At 69.2% G+C, this 24,736-nt stretch carries 23 protein-coding genes; 14 read left to right on the top strand and 9 right to left on the bottom strand.

Annotation, left to right across the window (positions count from 1 at the left end; all coding sequences use genetic code 11):
• Positions 1 to 8: 8 nt before the first annotated feature.
• Positions 9 to 344 (bottom strand): 4Fe-4S dicluster domain-containing protein, encoded by a 336-nt coding sequence (locus tag RJ1_RS13605; protein WP_073360793.1) that lies wholly within the window; start codon positions 342 to 344, stop codon positions 9 to 11.
• Positions 341 to 1,924 (bottom strand): FAD-dependent oxidoreductase, encoded by a 1,584-nt coding sequence (locus RJ1_RS13610; RefSeq protein ID WP_073360631.1) that lies wholly within the window; start codon positions 1,922 to 1,924, stop codon positions 341 to 343. The genes RJ1_RS13605 and RJ1_RS13610 overlap by 4 nt, the downstream gene beginning before the upstream one ends.
• 303 nt (positions 1,925 to 2,227) lie before the next feature.
• Here RJ1_RS13610 and RJ1_RS13615 point away from each other — a divergent pair, with 303 nt between their 5' ends.
• The 5 genes from RJ1_RS13615 (at position 2,228) to RJ1_RS47690 (ending at position 6,144) form a co-directional block, all read left to right on the top strand.
• Positions 2,228 to 2,788: a hypothetical protein gene (locus RJ1_RS13615; protein ID WP_073360633.1), complete on the top strand. Its 561-nt coding sequence runs from the start codon at positions 2,228 to 2,230 to the stop codon at positions 2,786 to 2,788.
• Positions 2,789 to 2,892: 104 nt separating this feature from the next.
• Positions 2,893 to 3,807 carry a PPE domain-containing protein gene (locus RJ1_RS13620; RefSeq protein WP_073360634.1) on the top strand — a complete coding sequence of 305 codons (915 nt, stop codon included), beginning with the start codon at positions 2,893 to 2,895 and terminating at the stop codon, positions 3,805 to 3,807.
• 14 nt (positions 3,808 to 3,821) lie between these two features.
• Positions 3,822 to 4,487, top strand: coding sequence for an ESX secretion-associated protein EspG (locus RJ1_RS13625; RefSeq protein ID WP_073360795.1), 666 nt, complete (start codon positions 3,822 to 3,824; stop codon positions 4,485 to 4,487).
• Between the two features lie 92 nt (positions 4,488 to 4,579).
• Complete coding sequence (locus tag RJ1_RS13630) at positions 4,580 to 5,914, top strand: T3SS (YopN, CesT) and YbjN peptide-binding chaperone 1 (protein WP_073360636.1); 1,335 nt, start codon at positions 4,580 to 4,582, stop codon at positions 5,912 to 5,914.
• A gap of 95 nt (positions 5,915 to 6,009) precedes the next feature.
• Positions 6,010 to 6,144, top strand: a complete 135-nt coding sequence (locus RJ1_RS47690; RefSeq protein ID WP_255284880.1) for a hypothetical protein — start codon at positions 6,010 to 6,012, stop codon at positions 6,142 to 6,144.
• Between the two features lie 52 nt (positions 6,145 to 6,196).
• On the opposite strand, the gene RJ1_RS13635 is transcribed toward RJ1_RS47690, so the two are convergent.
• Genes RJ1_RS13635 through prpD form a run of 3 tightly spaced genes read right to left on the bottom strand, consistent with a single transcriptional unit; the run spans position 6,197 to position 9,752 of the window.
• Positions 6,197 to 7,318, bottom strand: coding sequence for a bifunctional 2-methylcitrate synthase/citrate synthase (locus RJ1_RS13635; RefSeq protein ID WP_073360637.1), 1,122 nt, complete (start codon positions 7,316 to 7,318; stop codon positions 6,197 to 6,199).
• A complete protein-coding gene (prpB, locus tag RJ1_RS13640) occupies positions 7,315 to 8,232 on the bottom strand; it encodes a methylisocitrate lyase (RefSeq protein WP_073360639.1) in 918 nt (305 codons plus the stop codon). Before prpB ends, RJ1_RS13635 begins: the two co-directional genes overlap by 4 nt.
• On the bottom strand, positions 8,232 to 9,752 hold the full coding sequence (gene prpD / locus RJ1_RS13645; RefSeq protein WP_073360796.1) for a 2-methylcitrate dehydratase PrpD: 1,521 nt from the start codon (positions 9,750 to 9,752) through the stop codon (positions 8,232 to 8,234). Before prpD ends, prpB begins: the two co-directional genes overlap by 1 nt.
• A 180-nt stretch (positions 9,753 to 9,932) precedes the next feature.
• Between prpD and RJ1_RS13650 the strand changes: the two genes are divergently transcribed.
• From RJ1_RS13650 to RJ1_RS13660, 3 genes are all read left to right on the top strand, one after another.
• Positions 9,933 to 11,357, top strand: coding sequence for a short-chain fatty acyl-CoA regulator family protein (locus RJ1_RS13650; RefSeq protein ID WP_073360640.1), 1,425 nt, complete (start codon positions 9,933 to 9,935; stop codon positions 11,355 to 11,357).
• Between the two features lie 141 nt (positions 11,358 to 11,498).
• Complete coding sequence (locus tag RJ1_RS13655; protein WP_073360645.1) at positions 11,499 to 12,845, top strand: hypothetical protein; 1,347 nt, start codon at positions 11,499 to 11,501, stop codon at positions 12,843 to 12,845.
• Positions 12,846 to 12,850: 5 nt separating this feature from the next.
• Positions 12,851 to 14,299 carry an outer membrane protein assembly factor BamB family protein gene (locus RJ1_RS13660; RefSeq protein WP_073360650.1) on the top strand — a complete coding sequence of 483 codons (1,449 nt, stop codon included), beginning with the start codon at positions 12,851 to 12,853 and terminating at the stop codon, positions 14,297 to 14,299.
• Between the two features lie 11 nt (positions 14,300 to 14,310).
• Here RJ1_RS13660 and RJ1_RS13665 read toward each other — a convergent pair whose 3' ends face one another.
• From RJ1_RS13665 to RJ1_RS13680, 4 genes are all read right to left on the bottom strand, one after another.
• Positions 14,311 to 15,444, bottom strand: coding sequence for a methyltransferase (locus tag RJ1_RS13665; protein ID WP_073360655.1), 1,134 nt, complete (start codon positions 15,442 to 15,444; stop codon positions 14,311 to 14,313).
• A gap of 80 nt (positions 15,445 to 15,524) precedes the next feature.
• The gene (locus RJ1_RS13670) at positions 15,525 to 16,499 is read right to left on the bottom strand and encodes an NADPH:quinone oxidoreductase family protein (protein WP_073360657.1); all 975 of its coding nucleotides are present in this window, start codon (positions 16,497 to 16,499) and stop codon (positions 15,525 to 15,527) included.
• Between the two features lies 1 nt (position 16,500).
• Entirely contained in the window at positions 16,501 to 18,159 is a 1,659-nt protein-coding gene (locus tag RJ1_RS13675) for an AMP-binding protein (RefSeq protein WP_073360659.1), read from the bottom strand.
• Positions 18,159 to 19,448: an MFS transporter gene (locus tag RJ1_RS13680; RefSeq protein WP_073360660.1), complete on the bottom strand. Its 1,290-nt coding sequence runs from the start codon at positions 19,446 to 19,448 to the stop codon at positions 18,159 to 18,161. Before RJ1_RS13680 ends, RJ1_RS13675 begins: the two co-directional genes overlap by 1 nt.
• Before the next feature lie 268 nt (positions 19,449 to 19,716).
• Between RJ1_RS13680 and RJ1_RS13685 the strand changes: the two genes are divergently transcribed.
• The 6 genes from RJ1_RS13685 to RJ1_RS13710 all read left to right on the top strand — a co-directional run bounded on the left by RJ1_RS13685 (position 19,717) and on the right by RJ1_RS13710 (position 24,699).
• Positions 19,717 to 20,460, top strand: coding sequence for an SDR family NAD(P)-dependent oxidoreductase (locus RJ1_RS13685; RefSeq protein WP_073360662.1), 744 nt, complete (start codon positions 19,717 to 19,719; stop codon positions 20,458 to 20,460).
• A 46-nt stretch (positions 20,461 to 20,506) separates the two neighbouring features.
• The gene (locus RJ1_RS13690) at positions 20,507 to 21,706 is read left to right on the top strand and encodes an acyl-CoA dehydrogenase family protein (RefSeq protein ID WP_073360666.1); all 1,200 of its coding nucleotides are present in this window, start codon (positions 20,507 to 20,509) and stop codon (positions 21,704 to 21,706) included.
• Positions 21,703 to 22,896 (top strand): acetyl-CoA C-acyltransferase, encoded by a 1,194-nt coding sequence (locus RJ1_RS13695; RefSeq protein WP_073360668.1) that lies wholly within the window; start codon positions 21,703 to 21,705, stop codon positions 22,894 to 22,896. The genes RJ1_RS13690 and RJ1_RS13695 overlap by 4 nt, the downstream gene beginning before the upstream one ends.
• A gap of 29 nt (positions 22,897 to 22,925) precedes the next feature.
• On the top strand, positions 22,926 to 23,507 hold the full coding sequence (locus RJ1_RS13700; RefSeq protein WP_073360669.1) for a TetR/AcrR family transcriptional regulator: 582 nt from the start codon (positions 22,926 to 22,928) through the stop codon (positions 23,505 to 23,507).
• Between the two features lie 57 nt (positions 23,508 to 23,564).
• Positions 23,565 to 24,140: a TetR/AcrR family transcriptional regulator gene (locus RJ1_RS13705; RefSeq protein ID WP_073360671.1), complete on the top strand. Its 576-nt coding sequence runs from the start codon at positions 23,565 to 23,567 to the stop codon at positions 24,138 to 24,140.
• Between the two features lie 85 nt (positions 24,141 to 24,225).
• A complete protein-coding gene (locus RJ1_RS13710; protein WP_073360672.1) occupies positions 24,226 to 24,699 on the top strand; it encodes a winged helix-turn-helix transcriptional regulator in 474 nt (157 codons plus the stop codon).
• Positions 24,700 to 24,736 lie beyond the last annotated feature (37 nt).

Below are 24,736 nucleotides of genomic sequence, written 5' to 3' on the forward strand. Positions count from 1 at the left end.
ACAAGTACTCACAGGGGGGTGAAGAGGTGGTTCCGGTCGAGGCTGGAACCCGGCGTCCGCCCGCCACCCCACCCGATCACGGCGCGGTAGGCGCCGAGCGCCCCGGATTCCGCAAGCCCCTCGGCGTCGGTGTGCGTCGAGCCCTCGGGAACCGGGGTGTCGAACGGCGCGACATACAGTGCGTCGGTGGGACAGTTGGCCTCACACATGAAGCAGGTCTGACAGTCCTCCTGATGCGCGACGACGGGAACCCCGTCCGCGCCTCGGCGGAAGACGTCCGTCGGGCAGACCTTGATGCAGATGTCGCACTGGACGCAGCGGTCGGCGACCACGACTTCGATCACGACGCCACCGTCCCGGCGTCCGCGCGGGCGGTGCCGTGTTCCGGTCGCACCCACACCGCGCCGAGCCCGCCCGACAGCAGGCGACGGGTCTGCGCCGGATCGGTGTCGGGCAGGTCGGTGCGCACGTGCATGCCCCGCGTCTCGGTCCGCGCCAGCGCGGAGTGCGTCGCCCACCGCGCGACGGCCAGCATCGCGGCGGCCGAACGGGCTTGCAGCAGTTCCCTTTCGGATCCGCCGAGCAGATCTGCGGCGCCCGCCCAGGCCTCGTCGAGGGCGGTCACGCTGTCCTGCAGACTCGTCGCGGTGCGCCGGTAGCTGCGCCGCAGCGGCAGGGTGTGCTCCTGCACCAGTCCGACGATGGCGCGCGACGCCTGCCGGCGGGCCGAGGGTCCGCGCAGTCCCGCCGTCCCCGCACCGCGCACCCTGTCGGGAGCGGATCGCACCCGCGCGAACCGGGCCGCCCCGGCGCCGGCCCAGGTTCCCGAGGAGATCGCCCACGCCCCGTTGTGGCTGCCGCCGCCGCTGCGCCCGCCGGTGATCAACTCGCGGGTGGCCGCGTCACCCGCCACGAACAGACCGGGAACGTCACTGGCGCAGTCGGTTCCGGTGACGCGGATACCACCGGTCCCTCGCACCGTGCCTTCGAGGACGGCCCGCACGGGATACTTCTGCGTGAACGGGTCGATGCCCGCCTTGTCCAGTGGCAGGAAGTAGTTCGGCTGCGACGCCCGCATGGCCGCGCGGATGTCGGGTCTGGCCCGGTCGAGCCGCGCGTACACCGGGCGACCGGTGGCGAGGTGTGCCATCGCCACCTCGCGGGCGGAGAAGCCGCCGTCGCCGAGAGGCTGACCGTCCGCGTCGTAGTAGGTGGCGAACTGCATCATCAACCCCTTGGTGTGCCCGCTCCACGTGGGCGCCAGCGCGTAGGCCGTCGAGAATTCCATGCCCGAGAACGTCGCCCCGACCTCCGCGGCCATCAGTAGTCCGTCACCGGTGTCGACGTTCGTTCCGAAACTCCCCGACAGGAAGGCGCAGCCGCCGGTCGCGACGACCACCGCCCCGGCCCGCACCGACCAGGGCGCGTACTCGTTCTGCCGTTGCAGACCCGCGGCGCCGGACACGGAGCCGTCACCGGCGGTGAGCAGTTCCAGGGCGGGACTGTGATCGAGGATGGTGACCCCGGCGCGGTGCACACGTCTGCGCATCCGGCGCATGTATTCCGGTCCCTGCAGGCTGGTGCGCACGTCCCGGCCGTCGTCGCCGGACGGAAACGGGTACCCGGCGCCGGCGAGTTCGTCCACCCGGCGGTGGGTCTCCTCCAGCACCCGGTACATCCAGGCCGGTTCGGACAGCCGGCCGCCGTCCTCGAAGCGGGCCTGCACCGACCGTTCGCGCGCCGGTCCGGGCGGAATGTTCCACAGGTTGTTGCCGCCCGACGCGGTGGGTCCGCTGGTGCCGCAGTACCCCTTGTCGGCGAGTACCACCCGGGCACCCTCCCGGGCCGCCGACAGCGCCGCCCACGCTCCGGCGGGCCCGCCGCCGAGCACGAGGACGTCGGCGACGATCTCGGGTCCGGTCACGAAGCGAACAGGATCGCCGACGCAGCGACAGCCGCCCCGGTGCGTTCGGACAGCGGGCGACGGCGGAACAACCTGGCGAGCAGAATCATCGTTACCCCCGGTCGGAGCGATATGGACACGGCTCGATCGTCGGCTCGCGGGCCGGTACCGGCAAGGGTTCTCGTCAGCGTGCGCCGAACCCCGGCGGTCGCGCAGCAACGATCGAGCGAACGATGCCGGGCGACTCGCCGCCCGGACACATGCGGCAGCGCGGGGCAGCGCCCTCTATGGTGGACGCATTTGCACGCCGAGGACGGGTAACGCATGGACGACAGGACTGTAGCGATCGGGGCACTCGCGATTGCCACCGTTTCGGCGGTCTCCGGTCTGATGATCGGCGCCGCGGGCGGCGCGTTCGGCAGTCGCGGGCCGGCAGTCGCGCCGCCGCCGCTGACGTCGGAAGGCCTGCAGGCCGCCGGTCCGTACAGCGCCGAACCGGCCAAGTCCACGTTCCAGGTGTTCGTCCCGCCGACCCCCACCTGGCAGATGGCAGACCTCACCACCCCGCGGGCGGTCACCCTCACCACCGAACCCGCACCGGTCACCACCGCACCGCCGCCGGCTCCGTCGACGACCCCCGCTCCCCCGCCTCCGCCGCCGGTCAGGACCACCATCGCGCCACCGCCCACCATCGCCGTGGCCCCCGTCACGACGCCGGTGCCCCGGCCGCCCGTCGTCACGACGACCGAGCAGACCGCGCCTCAGGTCGCGGCCCCGCCGCCCGCGTCCGCCACCCAGCCGACGCTGCCGCCGGTCACCACCACCACGACGACGCGTCCGGTGATCACCATCCCGCCGCTCACCACCAGGCCGCGAGGCCAGTAGCCACTCCGGTCCGCCGGCGCCCGGCACGGCAGTCGGTAAGGTGGCTTCCCGCCGGATTGGGGGTCCACTCCGGGACCGGAGCGTCCAACCATCGGAGGTCGGGGATGAATGGCGGGGAGAATTTTGAGTCGGGCACGTGGAACCATCACGCCATCAGGACCGCGGTCGACGCCCTGAACCCGGCCGAGTCAGGGGCGGTCGCCGCGGCCTGGGACGACCTCGGACGGGCCTTCCAGGAGTCGGTCTCCGCATTCCACGACGCGACCCGCGCTGCGATCGACAACGGCTGGCGCGGACGGACTGCGGCGGCGGTGGCGTCGACGGTCGACAACTACGCCGCCGGGGCGGAACACGTGAGCGGGAGATTCACCGAGGTCGGGAATGCGCTGCGGGTCGCGACCGCCGGCGCCGAAGCGGTGCGCGGCGCGGTCGGTCAGCCTCTCGAACCCCCGGCCGACTGGACCCGGGTGCTGCCGGGGAACTGGACCGCAGCCGCCCAGGCCGACGCCGCTGAACAGGACGCGAAGGCCGCCATGCAGTCCCTGTACGCGTCGGCGTACCTGGTGGCGGACGAACAACTGCCCGCTGACGGCCTCGCCGCGACCCACGCCGCGTCGACCGCTCAGCCGGTGGGTTTCGACCTCGGGCCGAACGGGGTGCACGGCATACCCAGCGATCGGCAGGTGGCCGAGCCCGATTCCGAGGCGGGTACCTCCGATGAGCACCGGAAGGGTGGCGAGGACTTCCGGCGCGAGATGTCGCGGGAGACCGCGCAGGCCGCGCCCGGATCGATCGCGGGTGCGGCACTGGCGGGGGCCGTCGGCGGCGGGGTGGCGCAGTACGCGCACAACGTCGTGGCCTCGCACCGCGCCCCCACCTCCGAACGGCCGAGCGAGGCCGCCGCACCCGCCGAGCGTGACGACGAGGAGGACCCCCCGACCTACCTCGAAAGCATCGACGAGGGAAGCGAACTCGTCGGGAGGCTGCCGCTCGTCACGCCTGCCGTGATCGGCGAGTAGTCGTGGGGCACTGGGTGTTGAGCGGGCCGCAGTTCTCGGCGTTGTGGGCCCGCACCGGCCAGGACCGCATCCCGTATCCGTTCGAGGTCACCAGCGCGCTGGCCACGGCCGACGAGTACGACGCCGAGCAGCGCCGGATCCGCGCCGACTTCTCCGGGCCCGAACACGACCCGCTCGAATCGGCGTTGCTCGTGCTCGCCGACCCCGACCTCCGCATCGAGATCTCCGGTTCGATCGGTGCCGCGGGGACCCCGATCCGTATGACGGGAGCCCTCTCCCGTGGGCACGGGATCGCGGCGGTGCAGCACCCGGGCTCCGAGGTGGTGATGCGCAACTGCGAACCGTACGACGTCGGCCGGCAGCTGATCGCACAGCTGCCCGACACCGACGCGGGCGGGGCGGCGGGAGTCGTGGTCCCGGTGGCATCGGGCGGGAACGCACCGGCGGCGGCGCGGATCCTCGACCGGCCGGCGACGAGCCAGGGGGTCGTCACCGTCGTCGGGGGCGGGCGGCACTCGCCGCGGCCCGTGGGCGGTCTCGCGTGGCGGGACATCGAGGGCGACGGCCGGTACCTGGTGTGGGGCGATACCGCCGTCGCGGTGGAACCGGGCACGTCGTGGGACCTCCTCGACGCCGTCACCCGGCTGACCGGACGGATCGCCGCGGGTCACCCCGTCTGACCCTGCCGCCCCCTCCTGCGCTGCGGTATGGGCGATCGCCGCTACCGTATAGAGCGGAATAGGTGACTCGTGCCGACCCGGACGGAGCAGACATGCAGGACTTCGATCTGGATTCGAGCGTGAACCGCGACTGGGCCGAGTTCCAGCGGCGACTCGCGGACTATCTGGCGGCGATGCAGGACGAGGACCTTCTGGTGCTCGAATCGGGGTTCGAGGAGCTCGACGAATCCCAGGGACTGATGCCGTGTATCCAGTTCGTCGTGTGGGACGGCGACACGGTGCGCTGCGAGGTGCCGTCGAACCATTACCTGCACCCCGACCGCGCGCTGACCGACGCCGAGCAGACGTACCTCACCGAGCTGGGCTGGAACCGGCCGACCCGCGGCCCCGACGACGAACCCGACGACGGCTCCCCCGCGTTCTACGTCGACAAGACACTGTCATGGTCGGATCAGCTGGCCGCGATGGCGGTGGCCGCGTTCCGGGACGTCTGGGGAATCACGCATCCGGCGTTCCTGAGTACCGAGACGTCGAGCACCGATCCCGAGGCCACGTTCGACCCGGTCGCGGTACGGCCGCCGCTGGTGGCGCAGCTCGACCCCGCCGCGGCCGTCGTCCCGCGCGACGTCGAGCACCTGCACGAGCTGATCACACTCGCGCTGGTGCCGATGCTCGGTCTGCTGCCCGAACGCGACCCGGACGGGGACGTCCCGATCCGGATGGGCAACACCATCCTGTTCGTCGGCCCGCTCGCCGATTCCGTCGACGTGCAACTGTTCGCGCCGCTGGTGCACGACATCAGCGACCGCACCCGCGCCGCCGAGGTCACCGCCGACCTCAACCGCACCTGGTCGCGGATCAAGTTCGTGCTGGTCGACGACCGGTTGTCGGCGTTCCTCGAAGTGTCGGGCAACCCGTTCGTTCCGCAGCACCTCACGGACAGCTGCAAGGCGTTCGCCGATTTCCTGCGCACCGTCGACGGCGAATTCGCGACACGATTCGGCGGCGAACTGTTCTTCAACCGCGAGTCCACGCCGGACGAGGACCTCGAACCGGAATCGGCCGGCCGCACCGAGAGCCGGATGTCGTCCACCGACCTGCCGAAGGAACTGTTGACGCTGTTCCATCTCGATCCCGGACCGGCGGCCGACAGCGATCCGGCTGTCGTCGCCGACGTCTGCGGGCACGACCGCGACCGGATCCTCGCGCTCCTCGACACCGGCACCGCCTGGGTCACCCAGTTGCGGGAAACCGAAGACGCGACCGCGGATCACTGGGAACGGATCGTGGGCACCCTCCGCCACGCCCTCCGGACAGTCGTGCTGCCCCCGACCGCAGGCGGACCCGACACCAAGCCGCGGCCCGAGCAGATGGGCCTGTTCAACAACCCCGAGGAGCAGACCCTGTTCGACGATCCGTCGTCCTAGAAGGTGCCCTTTCGACGATCGGTCCGGGTTTCCCGGGATATGGCGTACTGTCGGCTCTATCGGAGCCGTCCAGGTTCCGCATTCAGGGATGGTCCATGGCTGACAAATCGCCCCGCAATTCCATGTCGAAGAAATCCGGTAAATCGCTGAAGGAGAAGCGCGCCGACAAGAAGATGAAGGCGACCGGACAGAGTGATCCGGAAATCGTCTCGCACGTCAAGAAGCGCTAGCGCCCGTGCGCCTTTCTGGTAGCAGCAGCAACCACAAAGGCGCACAACGCTGTCAGGCGACGACGGATCGCTGGGAGACGCCCGAATACTCGCTGAGCGGGCGGATCAAACTGTTCGACGCACCCTGCTCGATGATGTGGGCGGTCCACCCGGTGATTCGGCTCATCACGAACATCGGCGTGAACATTTCCACGTCGAATCCCATGAGGTAGTACGCCGGACCGGTCGGGAAGTCGAGGTTCGGTGCGATGCCGGTGGCGCCGGCCATCGTCTTCTCCAGGATGTCGTACATCCGCACCCACTTCTCGCCGCCGGTGTGGGCGGCGACGTCGAGCAGTGCCGCCTTCATCGTCGGGACCCGCGAGTCACCGTTCTTGTAGACCCGGTGCCCGAAACCCATCACCTTGTCCTTGGCGGCGAGTTTGCCCAGCAGCCACTGCTCGGCGCGGTCGGGTTCACCGATCTCGAGCATGTCGTGCATGACGGCCTCGTTGGCCCCGCCGTGCAACGGACCCTTCAAAGCCCCGATCGCGGCGGTGACCGCACTGTAGATGTCGGACAACGTCGACGTCACCACCCGGGCCGCGAACGTGGACGCGTTGAAACTGTGCTCGGCATAGAGAATCAGCGACACCTCGAACGCCTTCACGACGGCCGGGTCGGGCACCGCCCCGAAGCACATGTTCAGGAAGTTCTCCGCGAATCCCAGGTGCGAGTGCGGTGCGATCGGATCCTGTCCGCGCCTGCGCCGGAAGTCGGCGGCCACGATCGTGGGCAGCACCGCCGTCATCCGCAGTGCCTTCGCGAGATTCTCGGACGGCGAATTGTCGTCCTCCGCCGGATCTTCCGCGCCGAGGTAGCTGATCGCCGTGCGCACCACATCCATCGGGTGACAGTTGTCGGGCATCTTCGCGAGCAGCGACAGTAGTGAGCGGTCGGCGCGGCGCGCAGCCCGCTCGCGCTGACTGATCAGCTCCAGCTGCGCGGGGGCGGGAAGTTCGCCGTACCAGAGCAGGTATGCCACCTCCTCGAAACTGCAGTGCGCCGCCAGGTCCTGCACGGCGTAGCCGCGATAGGTCAGCGTGTTGGTCTCCGGCACCACCTTGGAGATGGCGGTGGTGTCGACGACGACACCGGCCAGCCCCTTGTAGATGGTGGGAATTGCTTCGGTCATGACCCACTCCCCTCGATCCGGAAATTGAAGATGCCGCTGTCGAATTCGTTGTAGCGCTCGTAGTCGAGCAGTTCGTAGAGCCGGCTGCGGTGCTGCATCCGGTCGAGCAGCCCCGCCTGCGTCCCCTCCTCGGCGACCTGCCGAAGCCCCGCCTCGGCCGCGTACATCGCGAGCCGCAGCGCGGTCACCGGGTAGATCACCGCGTTGTAGCCGATGTCCTGCAGGATCGTCGCCGAGATCAGTTCGGATTTGCCGAATTCCGTCATGTTCGCGAGCAACGGGACGGCGATTCCCGCACGGAACTTCTCGAACTCCGACTCGTCGGCGAGGGCCTCGGTGAAGACGAGATCGGCGCCGGCGTCGACGTACGCCTTGGCCCGGGCGATCGCCGCATCCAGGCCCTCGATCCCGCGGGCGTCGGTGCGGGCGCAGATCACGAAGTTCGGATCGCGCCGTGCCGAGGCCGCCGCCCGGATCCGTCGCACCATCTCGTCCGTCGGCACCACGGCCTTGCCGTCGAGGTGGCCGCAGCGTTTCGGGTTCACCTGATCTTCGAGGTGGCACCCGGCGACGCCGGCGTCCTCGAGGACGGTGACGGTGCGGGCGGCGCTCATCGGTTCGCCGAAACCGGTGTCGGCGTCGATCAGCACCGGCAGGTCGGTGACGCGGGCGATCTGCTGCCCCCGCTCCACCACCTCGGTGAGGGTGGTCAGCCCGATGTCCGGCAGGGCGAGGTCCGCGGACACCACCGCGCCGGACACGTACACGCCCTCGAAGCCGATCTCCTGGATCAGCTTGGCCACCAACGGGTTGAAGGCGCCGGGCAGTCGCTGCAGCGTGCCCGACTCGAGCCCGGCCCGGAACGCTGCCCGCTTGTCCGCGGCCGATGTCGCCGCGGCGATCAGCCCGGTCATCAGAACAGTCCCTTCGGCGACTTCGGTGCCCGCGCGAGGACGTCGCCGGTGACGGTGAAGGTGAGCTGGCCGAGTTCGCCGGGCTTCAGTTCGGCGGCACGATATGCGGCGTCGAGGAAGCGGTCCTGCTCGGCCGGCGCGATCACGCCGTCGGCGAGGGTCCGGAACTTGGCGGCGTACTGGTCTCGTGCGAACGGCCGGGCCCCGAGCGGATGCGCGTCGGCGACGGCGAGTTCGTCGACGATCACCTCACCGTTCTTCAGCGTGATCTCGGCGCGGGCGCCGAACGCCTTCTCGTCCGGATCGGTCGAGTGGTAGCGACGCGTCCACTCCGGATCCTCGGCGGTGGAGATCTTGTTCCACAGTTCGATCGTGTCGGGGCGCTGCGCCCGTTCGGGGGCGTAGGAGCGCTCGTGGTGCCACGTGCCGTCCTGCAGGGCGACGGCGAAGATGTACATCACCGAGTGGTCCAGGGTTTCCCGGGAGGCGGTGGGGTCGAACTTCTGCGGGTCGTTCGAGCCGGTGCCGATCACGACGTGGGTGTGGTGGCTGGTGTGCAGGACGATCGACGCGATCTGCGACAGATCACCGATCCGGTCGCGCATCCGGCGGGCGAGGTCGATCGGCGCCTGGCTCTGGTATTCGGCCGAGTGTTCCTTGGTGTAGCTGTCGAGGATCGCCCGCTTGTCCTCACCCGGGCCGGGCAGCGGAACGTGGTATTCCTTGTCCGGTCCGCCGAGCAGCCACGCGATGACACCGTCCTCACCCTCCCAGATCGGCGACGGCGACCCCTCGCCGCGCATCGCCCGATCCACGGACTCGACGGCCACCTTGCCGGCGAGTGCCGGCGCGTACGCCTTCCAGCTGGAGATCTCCCCCTTACGCGACTGCCGCGTCGCCGTCGTCAGGTGCAGGGCCTGACCGATCGCCTGGTACACCGTCTCCGTTTCGAGACCGAGGGCGGTGCCGATCCCGGCCGCGGCCGACGGCCCGAGATGCGCGACGTGGTCGATCTTGTGCTCGTGCAGAGAGATTGCGCGCACCAGGTCGATCTGGACCTCGTAGCCGGTGGCGAGACCGCGGATCAGGTCGCGTCCGCCGAGTCCGGCGTGCTGGGCGACCGCGAGGATCGGCGGAATGTTGTCACCGGGATGCGAGTACTCGGCGGCCAGGAACGTGTCGTGGAAGTCGAGTTCACGCACCGCGACCCCGTTGGCCCATGCCGCCCACTCCGGCGAGTAGGTGCCGTCGATCCCGAACACCGTCGCGCCGTGCGTGTTCGATGACGACTGGCTGTAGGGATGCGACTGCGCCTGCGCCCGGGCGTTGGACACCGGGCGGCGGGTCAGCGAGGCCGCGGCAACGGCGGCGTTGTCGATGATCCGGTTGACGATCATCTCCGCCGTCGCCGTCGACACCTCGACAGGATCGGTGGCGACTTCCGCAATCTTCCAGGCCAGGTGCTCGTCCTTGGGGAACTCCTCCGCCGAGCGTCGCGTGCGTACGAGATGTGTCTTCATCATGTCCTCCGTGGTCCTCGTCCTGCCTCCTTTCGCACGGTACGCAGAGGCTAGAGGCCGAGAAAGGCCTCACAAAGGCCTATTAGTGCGTATCGAACCGGGCAATCCTGCGAATGCTGCGAATGCTGCGAATGCGGTTTGGGTACTGTCTGGGGGCGCGGTGCGGGAGGAGCGGAACGCATGAAGAAGATGTACGCGGGGCCCAGACTGCGGCGGCTCCGGGAGGAACGCCGACTGTCGCAGCTGGCCCTCGCCAAAACTCTCGGGCTGTCGCCGAGCTACGTCAATCAGCTCGAGAACGACCAGCGCCCGCTCACGGTGCCGGTACTGCTCAAGCTCAACGAGGTGTTCGACCTCGACGTCCAGTTCTTCGCCTCCGACACCGATGCCCGCCTGGTCGCGGACGTGCACGAGGCGCTCGCGGACACGTCGGAGTCCGGCGAGGTCTCGTTGGCGGAGATCGACGAACTCGTCGCCCGGATGCCGTCCGTTGGGCGCACACTCGTGATGCTGCACCGCCGGCTGCGGGCGACCACCGATCAACTCGACCAGTTCTCGGCGCAGATCGCCGGGGACGCGGCCCCGGATCCGGCGCACGTGCCGATGCCGTACGAGGAGGTGCGGGACTTCTTCTATGATCGGCGCAACCACATCGGCCGCCTCGACGACGCCGCCGAGGCGATGTTCACCGGCAACGGACTGTCGATCGGCGCGCTCGACCTGCAGCTGGCCCGCATCCTCCGCGACCGGCACGGGGTGACGGTGCGCATCCGCACCGACGAACCGGATCAGCTGGGCCCCAAGCGACTGTACGACGCCGAGGCAGGCACACTGACGCTCGCCCGTCGACTCACCGCCGGTCAGCGCGCATTCCAGATCGCGATGCAGGTGGCGTTCTTCACTCAGTCGGAGACGATCGACGCGATTGTCGCCGAGGACGAGTCGCTGACCGCCGAATCCGCCGCGCTCGCGCGAATCGGGTTGGCCCACTACTTCGCCGGCGCCCTGATCCTGCCCTACACACTGTTTCTGGGTGCCGCCGAATCACTGCGCTACGACATCGACCTGCTGAGCCTGAAATTCGAGGTGGGGTTCGAGACGATCTGTCACCGACTGTCGACGCTGCAGCGGCCGGGGCAGCGCGGGGTTCCGTTCTTCTTCGTCCGCACCGACCGCGCCGGGAACATCTCGAAACGTCAGTCCGCCACCGCGTTCCACTTCTCGCGGGTAGGTGGTAGCTGTCCGCTGTGGGTGGTCCACGAGGCGTTCGCGAACCCCGGCCGCATCCTCACGCAGGTGTCCAAGATGCCCGACGGACGCGCGTACCTGTGGATGGCCCGCACCACCCACAGCGGTGGCCTCGGCTACCTCGCTCCGGAGCGGAATTTCGCGATCGGCCTCGGCTGCGACATCGGGTACGCCGATCGGCTGGTCTATTCTCGCGGTATCCAGACGGACGACCCGAGCACGGTCGTGCCGATCGGCGCTGGGTGCAAGGTGTGCGACCGGCCCGCGTGCGCGCAGCGCGCCTTCCCCCGGTTGGGCCGGGCCGTCCTGGTCAACGAGGACAGCAGCGGCCATCTTCCGTATCCGCAGGGCCCGTAGGCGCTCCGCGCCCGTGCGTGGTTAGCGAGTCTCTGGACTCGTCAACCGCGCACGGGCGGTAACGCTCGTCACGATTCCGGCGAATAGGACTTCGGATGCTCCTTCGTTCGGAGTGGGCGCCTGCGATTCGGGTGGGGGCACATGCGGGACGGGGCGGACAGGCGCAAGGACCACTGGACGACAGGTCTGGTCGTGGTGTCGATCATGGCGTGCGGGGTGATCGTCGCGGGACTGCTCGACTCCGGGTCCGGCACGGCCACGGTCGAGGACGCTCCCGGATTTCCGTCGTACATCACCCCGACGGTCGAGTACCCCGTCGACATTCCCGGTTGCGACGCTGTGGAACCACCGTCCGCGGGCGAAACTTTCGGCATCTCGATCTTCGGAGAGCAGAGCTACGACAACCCGCGCTTCCCGTGGTTCTCGGCACTGAAGGCGTCGGCCATGACCGCCGCCGTCCTCGACGCTCTGCCGGAGGCAGTGGCGATTCCCCTCGTCAGCCCCACCGAGTCGCTGCTGTTCGAGCCGATTCCGGTGTACGACCAGCCGGAGACACCGGACTTCGAGGACGACTTCGGCGGCGTCACCAGTGCCCGGGGACCACTGCTCCGCGACTCGGCGCCCGGGTCGCTGTGGCTGTCGGTCAGCAACGCGAACCGGCCGATTCCGCCGTGTGTGGCCGGGGAACTCGACCGTCGGACGACTCTGCCCGACGGCACGGTTCTGGATGCGGACGACACCTGGACCGAGTACGACGGCAACCGCACGCTGTCCCGTAGTGTCGCCGGCTACTTCCCGGACGGCACCTGGATCCATGCCAACGCGACCGACGAGAACTTCGCGGAGTCCGACCCGGGCACGAAGTACAGCGGGCAGATCCCCCTGTCGACCGAGGAACTCACCGCCATCGTGCTGCGGCCCGAACTGCGGGTGAGCACACCGGTTCCCGCGGGCACCCCGCCTCCCCCGACGTCGTGTGGGTCCGGGATCGGCTCCGAGAACGACGGACCGGCACTGACTCGCGAGGATCTCGACCGGTTGAATTCCGTCCTCGACGCCGCCTGGGGCGAGCAGAGCGTCGCGCTGTCGAAACCGCTCGGCTCGCTGCAACTGGCCGAGTACAGCGACAACTCGGTGTGCGAGGACATCGAGGTGGTCACTCCCGGATCCGAGGGCACCCTGGGCTTCGCGATCGAGGGCGGTTACACCATTCCCGCCGAGCCGGACAAGTACGACCCGTCCTATGATCCGCAGGCCGCGAAGGCCACCCGGCTGCCCGACGGCTCGGTGCTGGAGCGGCGGGACGGGTACACGTCCACGGGGTCCGAGCCCGGAACACCGTCCGTCACCGAGGCCGGCCGCTACGTCACGCTGACGCGGCCGTCGGGCACCCAGGTTTCGGTCAGCTCGACGACGACCGCCCCGGCCACCCCGCTGCCGTTCGAGCTTCTCGAATCCCTGGCGACGACACCCGGACTGGAGCTGTAGGCGTCATGGTCCTCGACAAGAGCACTCGAAACCTGTGGGCCGCAGCGCTCGTGGCGGCCGTGACGGTGGCCGGAGCGGTCACCACCGTGGTCGCACACGAACCGGCGTACCCCGAGGTGAACATCCCCGGGCTGACCGGCTGGGTGGGTCCCGCCGCTCCGGAGGCGTCCCCGAACGCACCGGGAGCGGAGTGGTCACTGGATGCGGCCGCCACGTACGACCGACAGTTCGCGGTCTTCCGCAAACCCGGGTCCGGCGGCGGATTCGACTCGGGCGAGCCGGGTTTCGTCGACGCCGGAGACGTGCTGGTGACCATGATCGGATTGGTGAACCAGGAGACGTCGGGGCTGGACGAGACCAGGCTGGTCGGGGTGGACGCCGACACCGGGACGGTGCGGTGGGCAACGCCGGTCGAGTCGCTGGGCGGGTGCGCCGGCGCTCTCGCCGCCGGCCGGTTGGTCTGTTACACGACCCCGTTCGAGGGCGCGCCCGTTCTCCTCGCCGTCGACACCGAGACCGGGTCCGTGACCCGCACTGCCACCGACTGGACGATCCTCGCGCTGACGGTCGCCGACGACTGGCTGTACGTCATGGAAGGCGACCCGGAATCCGACGACATCCGGGTGCACAGCGGCGTCCCCACCGATCCCGATGCGCGCTGGTCCCAGCGTTTCGATCTCGGTTCGGCGTGGGAGGACGCGTTCGGCCACCTCATGAGCACCGACCACGGTCAGGGAGTGCTCGAACTCGGCGGCGAGGTGGCGGGGTTCGATCTCGCAACCGGACGTCCGACGTTCACCCGCACGCTGCCCGACTGCACGCAGTCCGCTCGGGCCACCGAGGGCGGGGTGGTCGTCCGTGTCCGCAGCGACTGCAGTCTCAGCAGGGTGCTCGGCTCGGAGGCCGTCGATCGCACCGGTCGCGTCATCGCGACGTCGGGCGTGGAAGCCGTGCACACCCTCGACATCGACCACCCCACCGACACCACCGTTCCGGTGTTGCTCGGTGACGGCGCCTACGACCGTACGACGGGCGAACTGCGGTGGACGAGCCCCGATCTCGTGTCGACGCCGCACGTCAATACGCCGGAGTCGTACGGTCCGAACGCGACGCAGGGCACCGCGTTTGCCGTCGTCGGTGACGTCGCGTTGCTGCGCGACATCGAGGGCCGGACCCGAGCCGCCGTCGACCTGAGGACGGGGGAACGGCTGTGGCGCCGGGACTCCGACGCGTACGGCACCGTGATCGCCGCAGAGGGCGACACCGTGGTCGTGCTGGAATCGGACACCCTGCGCGCCGAGAACGCGCGGTCCGGCGAGGAACTGTGGTCACTTCCGCTGCAGACGGTGATCGACGACGACTCGTGGGGCAGCACGCCCGTCGTCGCGGCGTCGGATACCCGCCTGGTCTACATGACGTCGGGGTCGATGGTCGGTTTGAGTTCGGCCGAGTGACACACCCCGGGCTACCCGGTGGGCGCGTCCTGTGCACCGAGCCGCCACAGCGACGTCACTTCCCGCTTACGAGCGGCGTGGAGCGCGTCCGAGCGGTCCGAGACCTTGCCGTGCCGTGGCGAGACGTCCCGTCGGCCGAGGACGGTCAGGCCGGCGTCGTCGATCAGGGCCAGCAGGTCGTCGCGGGTCCGCAGGCCGAGGTGTTCGGCGATGTCGGACAGGATGAGCCAGCCCTCTCCCCCGGGCTCGAGGTGCTCGGCCAGGCCGCCCAGGAATCCGCGGAGCATCCGGCTGTCCGGGTCGTAGATCGCGTACTCGATCGGTGAGGTGGGCCGGGCGGGAATCCACGGCGGGTTGCACACGACCAGCGGCGCCCTGCCCTCGGGGAACAGATCTGTTTCCACCACCCGCACCCGGTCGGCGTATCCGAGTCGGTCCAGATTGGCCCGGGCGCAGGCGAGTGCGTTCGCGTCGAGTTCGGTCGCGGTCACCTTCTCGACACCGCGGTGGGCGAGTACGGCGGCCAGCACCCCGGTGCCGGTGCCGATGTCGAACGCCGAGGTCAGGGACGGGAGCGGGGTGTCGGCGACGAGGTCCACGTATTCGCCGCGAATGGGTGAGAACACGCCGTAGCCGGGATGGATCCGCGCACCGAGCGCGGGGATTTCGACGCCCTTCTTCTGCCACTCGTGGGCGCCGATCGCCCCCAGCAGGTCACGCAGACTGCTGACGGTGGGCTGATCCGTCGGTCCGTACGCCTCGAGCACGGCCTGCCGCACGTCGGGGGCGCGGCGCAACGGGACGGTCTGGTCGGCGTCGAACGGCACCAGCAGCATCCCGAGGATGCCCGCCCGCCGCGACTGCGTCTGCCTGTGCAGGTGGAACGCCGTCGCCGGATCGGTCGACGTCTTGCGGGACTTACGGTCGGCACGGGCGGCGACGGCGGTACCGAGTTGGCGGGCGTTGTGGAAGTCACCGCGCCACAGCAGCGCCGTCCCCTCACACGCGAGGCGGTAGGCCTCGTCGGCGGTCATCGAGTCGTCGGCCACCCGGACCTTCTTCGGGGGCGTCGCGCCGCTGGTGGACCGCCACACCGCCGAATGCTCGATGCCGTCCTCGGTCCAGCGGACGAACTCGGTTTCCATCGCACAACCATAGGCCTGCGGCCCGTGAGTGGTTGACGAGTGCAGGGACTCGTCAACCACGCACGGGCGGCGGAGCCGCCTCACCGCAGGGTGAGGACACTCTTCCCGACGGTGCGGCGGTGTTCGAGGTCGAGCAGTGCGTCGGCGGCCGCCTCGAAGGGATAGACCGTCGGCTCGGGCACCGTGAGTGCACCCGATGCCAGGAGGGGCGCCAGTTCGCTCCACTGCGACGACAGCCGTCCCGGATCCTCGGCCCACCACGAACCCCACGCGACGCCCACGACGGACGCGTTCTTCAGGAGGAGCCGGTTCACCTTGACGGACGGGATGTCCCTGCCGGTGAAGCCCATGACGAGAACCCTGCCGCCGGTGGCGAGGGAGCGGATGCTGTCGGTGAAGCGATCGCCCCCGACCGGGTCGACCACGACGTCCACGCCACGACCGCCGGTGATCGCGTGGACCTCGTCGCGCCAGTTGTCGGTGGAGACGACGTCCGACGCGCCGAGACTCCGCACGTAGGCCGCCTTCTCCTCGCTGCTGACGACGGCGATGGTCCGCGACGCGCCGAGGTTCGGGGCGAGGGTGAGTGCGGCGGTGCCGACGCCTCCGGCCGCGCCGTGCACGAGCACCGAATCGCCCTTCTCGAGCCGGCCTCGGTGGACGAACGCGAAGTGCACCGTGAGGTAGTTGAACAGCAGGGCCGCTCCCCCGGACATCGAGACGGTGTCGGGCAGAGGGAACGTGGAATCCGGGGACAACGCGACCACGTCGGCCATCGCGCCGCCCACACCGGTCAGTCCGACGACACGGTCTCCCGGTGAGAATCCGCTTCCGTCGGGCGCCGACCGCACGATTCCGGCCACCTCGCCGCCGAGGACGAAGGGCAGGTCCGGCTTGTACTGGTACCGGTCCTGGGTGAGAAGCAGATCCGGAAACGACACCCCGACCGCGTGAACGTCGACCAGTAGGGTGGTTTCGTCCGCGACGGGGTCGTCGATCTCGACCGCGGTCAGCGCCCGGGGACCGTCGAGTGCGGTCACCATCATTGCGCGCAACTCAGTGGCCCCTGTCCGCGTGGATCGGAAGGTCGCGGACCGCCGCTCGGCGCAACTTGCCCACCTCGGTACGCGGGAGGTCGGGCCGAAAGTCGACGACTCTGGGTGCCGCGTACGGCCCGACGCGTTGCGCGACGAGGTGTTTCAGTTCCGCGGTGAGTGCTCCCTCGTCGTCCGTGCGGCTGGGTTCCCGGACGACGACGGCGCGGACGACACCGCCGCGAATCGGATCTTCGTACGCGACGGCGGCGACGTCCGCGACCGCCGGATGTTGAAGCAAGGCGTTTTCGACCTCGACGGGGCTGATGTTGTGCCCCGACGCGATGATCATGTCGTCGTCCCGGCCGAGGATCTGCCACCCGCCGCCGGGGTGCTGGATCGCCCGGTCCTCGGTGAGGAACACGTCGCCGCGCCAGCGGGCGGCCCACAGATCGGGGGCGTTCTCGTAGCCGCTGGACATCTGGTGCCGGGGCCGCCGGACCGCGACGAGGCCGGGTTCGCCGGCGTCCACCGGTTCGCCGTCCCGGTCGGCGAGGAAGGTGTCGAATCCCGGAATCGTGGCGGACATCAGTCCCGGCCCGGCCAGGGTTTCGGTGCCCTGGGTGTCGCCCAGCAACATGCCGACCTCGGACAGTCCGTACCCGTTGCGCACCACCGGTGCGCCGGTGTCGGCCCAGGCGGCGGCCACCGCGGCGGTGAGCGGTTCACCGGCCGCGGCGACGGTGCGCAGTGACGTGGGGACTCCGTTCTCCGCGAACGTGGCCGTCAGTCGCCGCAACGCGGCCGGCGCCGTTGTCAGGATTGTCGCCTTCTCCTCCCGGATGACGCGATGCCAGGCCTCGGGGACGAACTTCCCGGAATACATCACCCGGGGCACGCCCAGCGCCATGACGGCCGCGCCGGTGCTGTGCAGCCCGAACGCCCACGCCGGATCCGAGGTGGAGAAGACGACACTGTCGCGGGCAGGACCGAGGACGCTCCTCGCGTAGGGCATGACCGAGACGAACGCGGAGTGGGTCATGGTGCACGCCTTCGGTGTTCCGGACGTTCCACTGGTGAACAGGAGTGTCGCGGTGTCCCCCAGGGCCGTCGTCGCGAGTGGGCCGTCGGCGTCGACGGCGTCCATCGCGGACCAGAACGACGTGTCACCGCTGCCCGGCGTGTCGGGCCTGACGACGAACACGGCCGGATCGAGTCCGTACCTCGACTGCGCCTCCGCCAGCGCAGACCGGTAGGCGTGGTCGACGACGACCGCGCGGACGCCGGCCGCGTCGAGGCGCAGACCGATCGCGTCCGGGGCGAATCCGCCGAACAGCGGCACGTACACGAGCCCGGACCGCCACACCGCCAGTGCGGTGATCCAGCTCTCGACCTGCCGGGACAGCAGTCCCGCCACGCGGTCTCCGCGCTTCAGTCCTGCGTCGGCGAACACCCGCGCGGCCTTAGCTGCGAGCCGGTCGAGTTCGCGGTAGGTCCAGCGGTCGGCCGACCCGTCCTCGTGGCGGACGGTCAGCGCCAGCCGATTCGGGTCCGACGCGTAGCGGGTGCAGATTTCGTGCGCGGTGTTGAAATCGCCGCCGAAGGGGTCGCGGTCCAGGAGGGATTCGATCTCGTGCCAGGCGCCGGTGAGGGTGGACGAGGGTGCACCGTCGAGAGACATCAGTGGGTCACCTTTGCAGTTTTCGCGAGGGTCAGGACGAGGACGGTGACGGCACACGCCGCCGCGATGTACGCGGCCAGGGCCCACTGACCGTCCGTCTCCGCGGCCACCGCCACCGCGATGAACGGTGCGGGGGCGCTGAAGACGACGCCACCGAACTGATAGGCGACGGATGCGCCCGTGTACCGGACCTCGGCCGGGAACAGGCTGGTGACGTATCCCGCCACGGCGGAGTACGTGACCGCGTGACCGATCGTGATGATCAGGATCATCGCCAGCAGCAGGCCGGCCGCGGTCCCGGTGGAGAGCAGCCAGAAGAACGGGTACGCGACCGCGGCCATGTAGAGGGACCCGAAGATCAGCATCTTCCGCGGTCCGATCCTGTCCGCGACCATCGATGCGTACGGCACGGACACGATGTCGAGGACACACGCGACGAGCAGGCTCAGCAGGATCGTCTGCCGCGAGAGGCCGAATTCCTTCGGCCCGTAGGACAAGACGAAGACGGTGACGAGGTAGAACGGCACGAGTGAGGCGGCCTGGGTGAGTATCCCGACGCCGAGCGCGCGCTTCTCACCCCGCAGCACCGCGAGGATCGGGAAGTCCGCAATCTTTCTGTCCCGCTTGACGTTCTCGAACTCCGGCGATTCGACGACCTTCAGGCGCACGTACATGCCGACGGCGACGAGACCCGCGCTGGCCAGGAACGGAAGTCGCCATCCCCACGCCAGCACCTGCTCCTCCGGCAGCCGCTCGACCAGGAGGAAGGCGAGGGTCGCGAGGACGAGTCCGGCGGGAACGCCGGCCTGGGGCCAGCTGCCGTAGAACGCCCGCTTCTCGCGGGGGGCGTGCTCGACGGCCATCAGCACCGCTCCGCCCCATTCACCGCCGACCGCGAAGCCCTGGGCCAGGCGTGCGACGACGAGCAGCACGGGCGCGGCGACACCGATCGCGCCGTAGGTGGGAATGAGCCCGATGGCGACCGTCGCAGAACCCATCAGGACCAGGGAGAACACCAGCATCTTCTTCCGGCCGACCCGGTCGCCGAAGTGCCCGAAGACGATCGCGCCCGCCGGGCGCGACACGAAGGCGACGCCGAAGGTCGCGAACGCCGCGAGCGTGCCCGACAGCGGGCTGAGCGACGGGAAGAACGCCGTCCCGAACACCAGCGCGGCCGCGGTTCCGAAGATGAAGAAGTCGTACCACTCGATCGCGGTGCCGACGAAGGAAGCGAAGGCCACCTTCCCGGGTTTGACCCGGGTGGCCTCCACGTCGTCGATAACTCTCATGTCGAATCTCCCATCACTGCTGATGTAGGGCGGTGCGGCTCCCGCGTGTCGTCGCACCTCGGTCGGAGGTGGTCGTGCGGCCTTCGCGTCCACGTTGTCGCCGTGTGGCGACGATCACAGGTTTAGCACGGCCGCCGGTCCTTGGCAAGACTTCTTGTACCAATCGATCCACTATTGTATCTCGCGATCGAGTGCACCATAAGGCGGTTTCACATGGAGTTATGGACATTTCCTGGACTATTATTGGATCGATCGGTACATTTCTGGCATGGACGAGAACGATCACGACGACAACCGCGTCGCACTGGTCTCCGGCGGCTCACGCGGCATCGGAGCCGCCGTCACCACAGCCCTGACCCAGCGCGGCTGCAGAGTGGGATGCACGTACCGCACCGGGCACGACGAGGCCGAGAAGTTGGCCGCCGGCGCCCCCGATCAGGTGTTGCCGGTCCACTTCGACCTGCACGACGAATCCACCGCAGCCCTGGCCGTGGAACGCGTCGTCTCCCACTGGGGGCGTCTCGACTCGCTGATCCTCAATGCGGGCCAGTGGTCGGGCGGACGGCTCGCCGAGACCGAACCGGACGCCTGGTGGAGCGTCATCGAGACGAATCTCCGCGGCACCGTCGCACTCGCACGAGCCGCGCTCCCCCACCTCGTCGACGGCAGGTCACCGAGCATCGTGCTGGTGTCGTCCGTCGTCGGCGTCATCGGCCACGCGGGCGACACGGCCTACGCGGGCGCGAAATCCGCGATGATCGGATTCGGCCGATCCCTCGCCAAGGAGGTCGCGCGGGACGGCATCCGGGTCAACGTGCTCGCCCCCGGCTTCGTCACCACCGACATGACCGACGCGGTATCACCTTCCGCACGCAGACGCATCGAAGAGGCAACCGTCCTCGGCCGGTTCGGTACCGCCGACGAAATCGCCAAGGCTGCAGTATTTCTCAGCGAAGACGCCACCTTCTGCACGGGATCCGTGCTCACCGTCGACGGGGGCTGGGCGCTGTGACGCCCCGCCTCCCGTCACCACTCACCAACGACAAGGAAGTCACACCATGACCGCGACACTCCCCCAGACCGCCGGCCTCCCCGAGGCGGACTACATCGCCCTCCGGGATCGCATCTTCGAGGCGATCTGGTCCGAACTCGATCCGCTCGAGCGGCGGATCGAGAACGAGGAGCAGGTTCCCTACGACATCGTCCTGCCCGTTCTCCGGCGGATCGGCGCGTTCGGCCTGCTCGTGCCCCGCGAGTACGGCGGCAGCGGACTGTCGATCGCGCAGTACCTGCCGATCATTGCCGAGTTCGCCAAGGTGCAGGGTGGGCTCAGGGTCATCGTTCACGTGCACAACTCCTTCGCCCACGCACTCTCCGAGATCGGCAGCGACCAGCAGAAGGCTGACGTCCTCCCGGGCACCGCGACGGGACGGAACTCGGTGGCGTTCGCACTGACGGAACCCGGATTCGGCACCGGCGCAGACCTCGGCTCGACCGCGGTGCGCGATGGCGACGACTACGTGATCACCGGCGAGAAGTGGCTGATCACCAACTCGGACATCGCGTCTCACTTCATCGTGTTCGCCAAGACGACCGACCGCGAGGTGTCCGCCTTCCTCGTACCGCGCGACACCCCCGGCCTCTCGATCGCCGCGCTCCCCGAGACGATGGGATGCAAGGGCACCGAACACGGACGCGTCACCCTCGACGCTGTCCGCGTGCCCGCCGCCGCGCTCATCGGCGCCGAAGGCCAGGGGAACGAGCACCTCGAACGAGCACTGGAGATCAGCCGCGTGTTCATCGCGGCGAGTTCCCTCGGCACGTCCGAGCGTGCCCTCGAACTGTCGATCGCCCACTCGAAGAGCCGCGTCACGTTCGGCAAGCCGATCGGGACGCGGCAGGCGATCCAGCGGTACCTCGCGGAGATGGCCACCGACGTCTACGCGCTGCGCGGGATCCTGGCCGATGCCGCACGGAAATGGGATGCCGGCGAACGGATCCCGGCCGAGGCGAGCATGTGCAAGCTGTTCGGACTCGAGGCCGTCGGCCGGGTGACCGACCGCGCGCTGCTGATCCACGGCGGAATCGGCTACACGCGTACACATCCGATCGAACGCCTCTACCGCGATGCCCGGCTGAATTGGCTCGAGGAGGGAACGCCCACCATCCAGTACATGGTCACCGCGGGACGACTGCTCGACGGGTACGCCTACTCCGACGCCTTCGAGCGGCGGGCCACCGGCGGAGGAGAACCGTGACGGCCACCGACCCCACCGTTCTCGTCGCGGGCGCCCGCACTCCGTTCGGGCGGTTTCTGGGAACTCTGTCCCACCACAGCGCGCAGGACCTGGGAAGCCATGCGATCGGCGGTGCGCTCCGCGCCGCGAACGTCGACGCGCGCCTCGTCGATCAGGTCGTGATGGGCCAGGTCCTGACGGCCGGCGGTGGCCAGCTCCCGGCGCGGGTCGCCGCAGCGGACGCCGGCATCCCCATGACGACGCCGGCACTGAACATCAACCGGATGTGCCTCTCCGGAATCGATGCGATCGTGCTGGCGCACCGGATGATCGGCAGCGGCGACGCGGACGTCGTGGTCGCGGGCGGTCAGGAATCGATGAGCAACGCCCCGCACCTGCTGAAGGGCAGCCGCCGCGGACACAAGTACGGTGACGCGGTCCTGATCGACCACCTCGCGTTCGACGGCCTCGAGAACGCCTTCACCGGGTCGTCGATGGGCGCGCTGACCGAGTCGCGTAACCCCGGCTACGGGATCACGCGGGAGGCCCAGGACGAGTGGGCCGTACGCTCGCACCGCGCCGCGGCACGCGCCCGCAAGGACGGATTGTTCGCCGACGAGATCGTTTCCGTGCCCGGCCCCGCGACGCGAGGCGAGTCGAGCGATGTCCGCCACGACGAGGGTATCCGGGCCGATACGTCGGTAGCGGACCTCGCCGGGCTGCGTCCGGCGTTCGACGTCGGCGGATCGCTGACGGCGGGCAACTCCTCGCCGATTTCCGACGGCGCCTGCGCGGTGGTGGTCACGCGGAAGTCCACCGCCGTCCGGCTCGGTCTGCCGTGGCTGGCCGAGATCGGATCGCAGGCAGTCGTCGCCGGGCCCGACTCCGGCCTGCACGAGCAGCCGTCGAACGCGATCCTCGCCGCATGCCGACGCGAGGGGATCGCACCGCGCGACCTCGATCTCGTCGAGATCAACGAGGCGTTCGCGGCGGTCACCCTGGTGGCGTCCGAACGCCTCGGCATCGACGCCGACCGGGTCAACGTCAACGGCGGTGCGATCGCTCTCGGTCATCCGATCGGGGTGTCGGGCGCGCGCATCGTCCTCCACCTCGCGCTCGAACTACGCCGGCGCGGCGGCGGTGTCGGCGCCGCGGCCCTCTGCGGGGGCGGCGGCCAGGGGCAGGCCCTGATCCTGCGCGTCGGTCGCTGATCCCGGTGCGGAGAGCAGGTAGCACGTCGATGAGTACCAAATACGACCTGAATCACGCCGAGATCCTGCGTGTCTCCGCCGAGTTGTTCGCCCGGTCGGGCTACCACGGGACCGGGATCGCCGATCTCGGCACCGCGGTAGGCCTCGGCCGTGGTGCGCTGTACCACTACATCGGCAGCAAGGAGTCGGTCCTGTACGAGATCAGCAGTCGGCAACTCGCCCAGATGAACGACGTGGCCGACGAACTCGCGTTGACGGAACCGGATCCGGAACGCCGGCTGCGCGGGTTGGCGCGGGCCCTCCTACGCAACATCGCCGAGCACCGCGCGGAGTGGACGGTGTTCTTCCGCGAGTACCACGCCCTGACCGGTGGTCGGCGGACCCGGGTCGTCGCGGCCCGCGAACGGTACGAATCCCATTGGCGGCACGCTGTCGACCAGGGCGTGCGGGACGGGGTGTTCACGCCGCTGCCACCGTTGATGATCAAGGGTGTGCTGGGCATGTTCAACTACAGCTACCTCTGGCTCACGGCCGACGGCGCGCGGACACCCGAAGAAATCGCCGACGGTTTCCTCGACACCCTGATCAGCGGGCTGGCCCGGGATCGGTGACCCGCGGGACGTCTAGACTCACATCTTCGACCGCGAGGAGATAAGAGGGGCCGTTCGATGAGCGACAAGTACGACGCCAACCGGGACCGAGTCCTGCGAGTGGCCGCCGAGTTGTTTGCGAAGTCGGGGTATCACGGCACCGGGGTCGCCGAGATCGGCGACGCCACCGGCCTCGGCCGCGGCGCGCTGTACCACTACATCGGCAGCAAGGAGGCGATCCTCTACGAGATCAGCAGTCGCCAACTCGCCCAGATGAATACCGTCGCCGACGAACTCGCGCTGTCGGAGGCGGATCCGGAGAAACGGTTGCGGGGCCTCGCCCGGGCGCTCATGCGCAACATCGCCGACCACCGCGCGGAGTGGACCGTGTTCTTCCGCGAGTACCACGCTCTGACGGACGAACGTCGTGACCGGATCATCGCGGAACGGGAGCGCTACGAATCCCATTGGCGGAACGCGTTGGAGCAGGGTATTCGCGACGGCCGGTTCCACGCGCTCCCGCGGCTGATGGTCAAGGGCCTGCTCGGCATGTTCAACTACAGCTACCTGTGGATCACACCGACCGGAGCCGAGACTCCCGAGGAGATCGCGGACGAGTTCCTCGACGCCGTCTTCACCGGGATGCGCGCATGAGGCGCTTCGCGCCCGTGCGTGGTTAACGAGTCTCTGCACTCTTTCGCCGCGCACGGGCGGCGAAGCCGCTGAGTATCCTCGTCGTATGAGTCCGTCGCCGGCCACACCCGCCCGCTGCTCCATCGCGCGCACCCTCGAATTGCTGGGCGACAAGTGGACGCTGCTGATCGTCCGCGACGCCTTCTGGGGTCACAGTCGATTCTCGGAGTTCACCCGCAGTCTCGGTGTGGCGTCGGATGTACTCACCGCCCGGTTGGCGATGCTCGTCGACGAAGGGATCCTCGAACGCCGCGCCTATCGCCAGGAAGGGTCGCGGGAACGTCAGGAGTACGTGCTGACGGAGAAGGGCAAGCAGTTGCATGTCGTGATCGGGGCCCTGGGCCAGTTCGGTCGCGACCACCTGCCGCGCCCGGGCAGCACCTCCCCCGAGTACTCCGACGAGACCACCGGCGAGGCCGTGTCCCTCGCCTTCGTCACCGAGGACGGGCGGCGCGTTCCTGCGTCGACCGTGCACGTGCAGCAGGGAACTCCGGCGCCGGCGGGCGATTCACAGGGTTAGCCGCACCGCCCGCCGCACACTGACGAAAAACGGGGCC

The sequence above is a fragment of the Rhodococcus jostii NBRC 16295 genome, from assembly GCF_001894825.1.
Taxonomy (GTDB): Bacteria; Actinomycetota; Actinomycetes; order Mycobacteriales; family Mycobacteriaceae; genus Rhodococcus_F; species Rhodococcus_F jostii.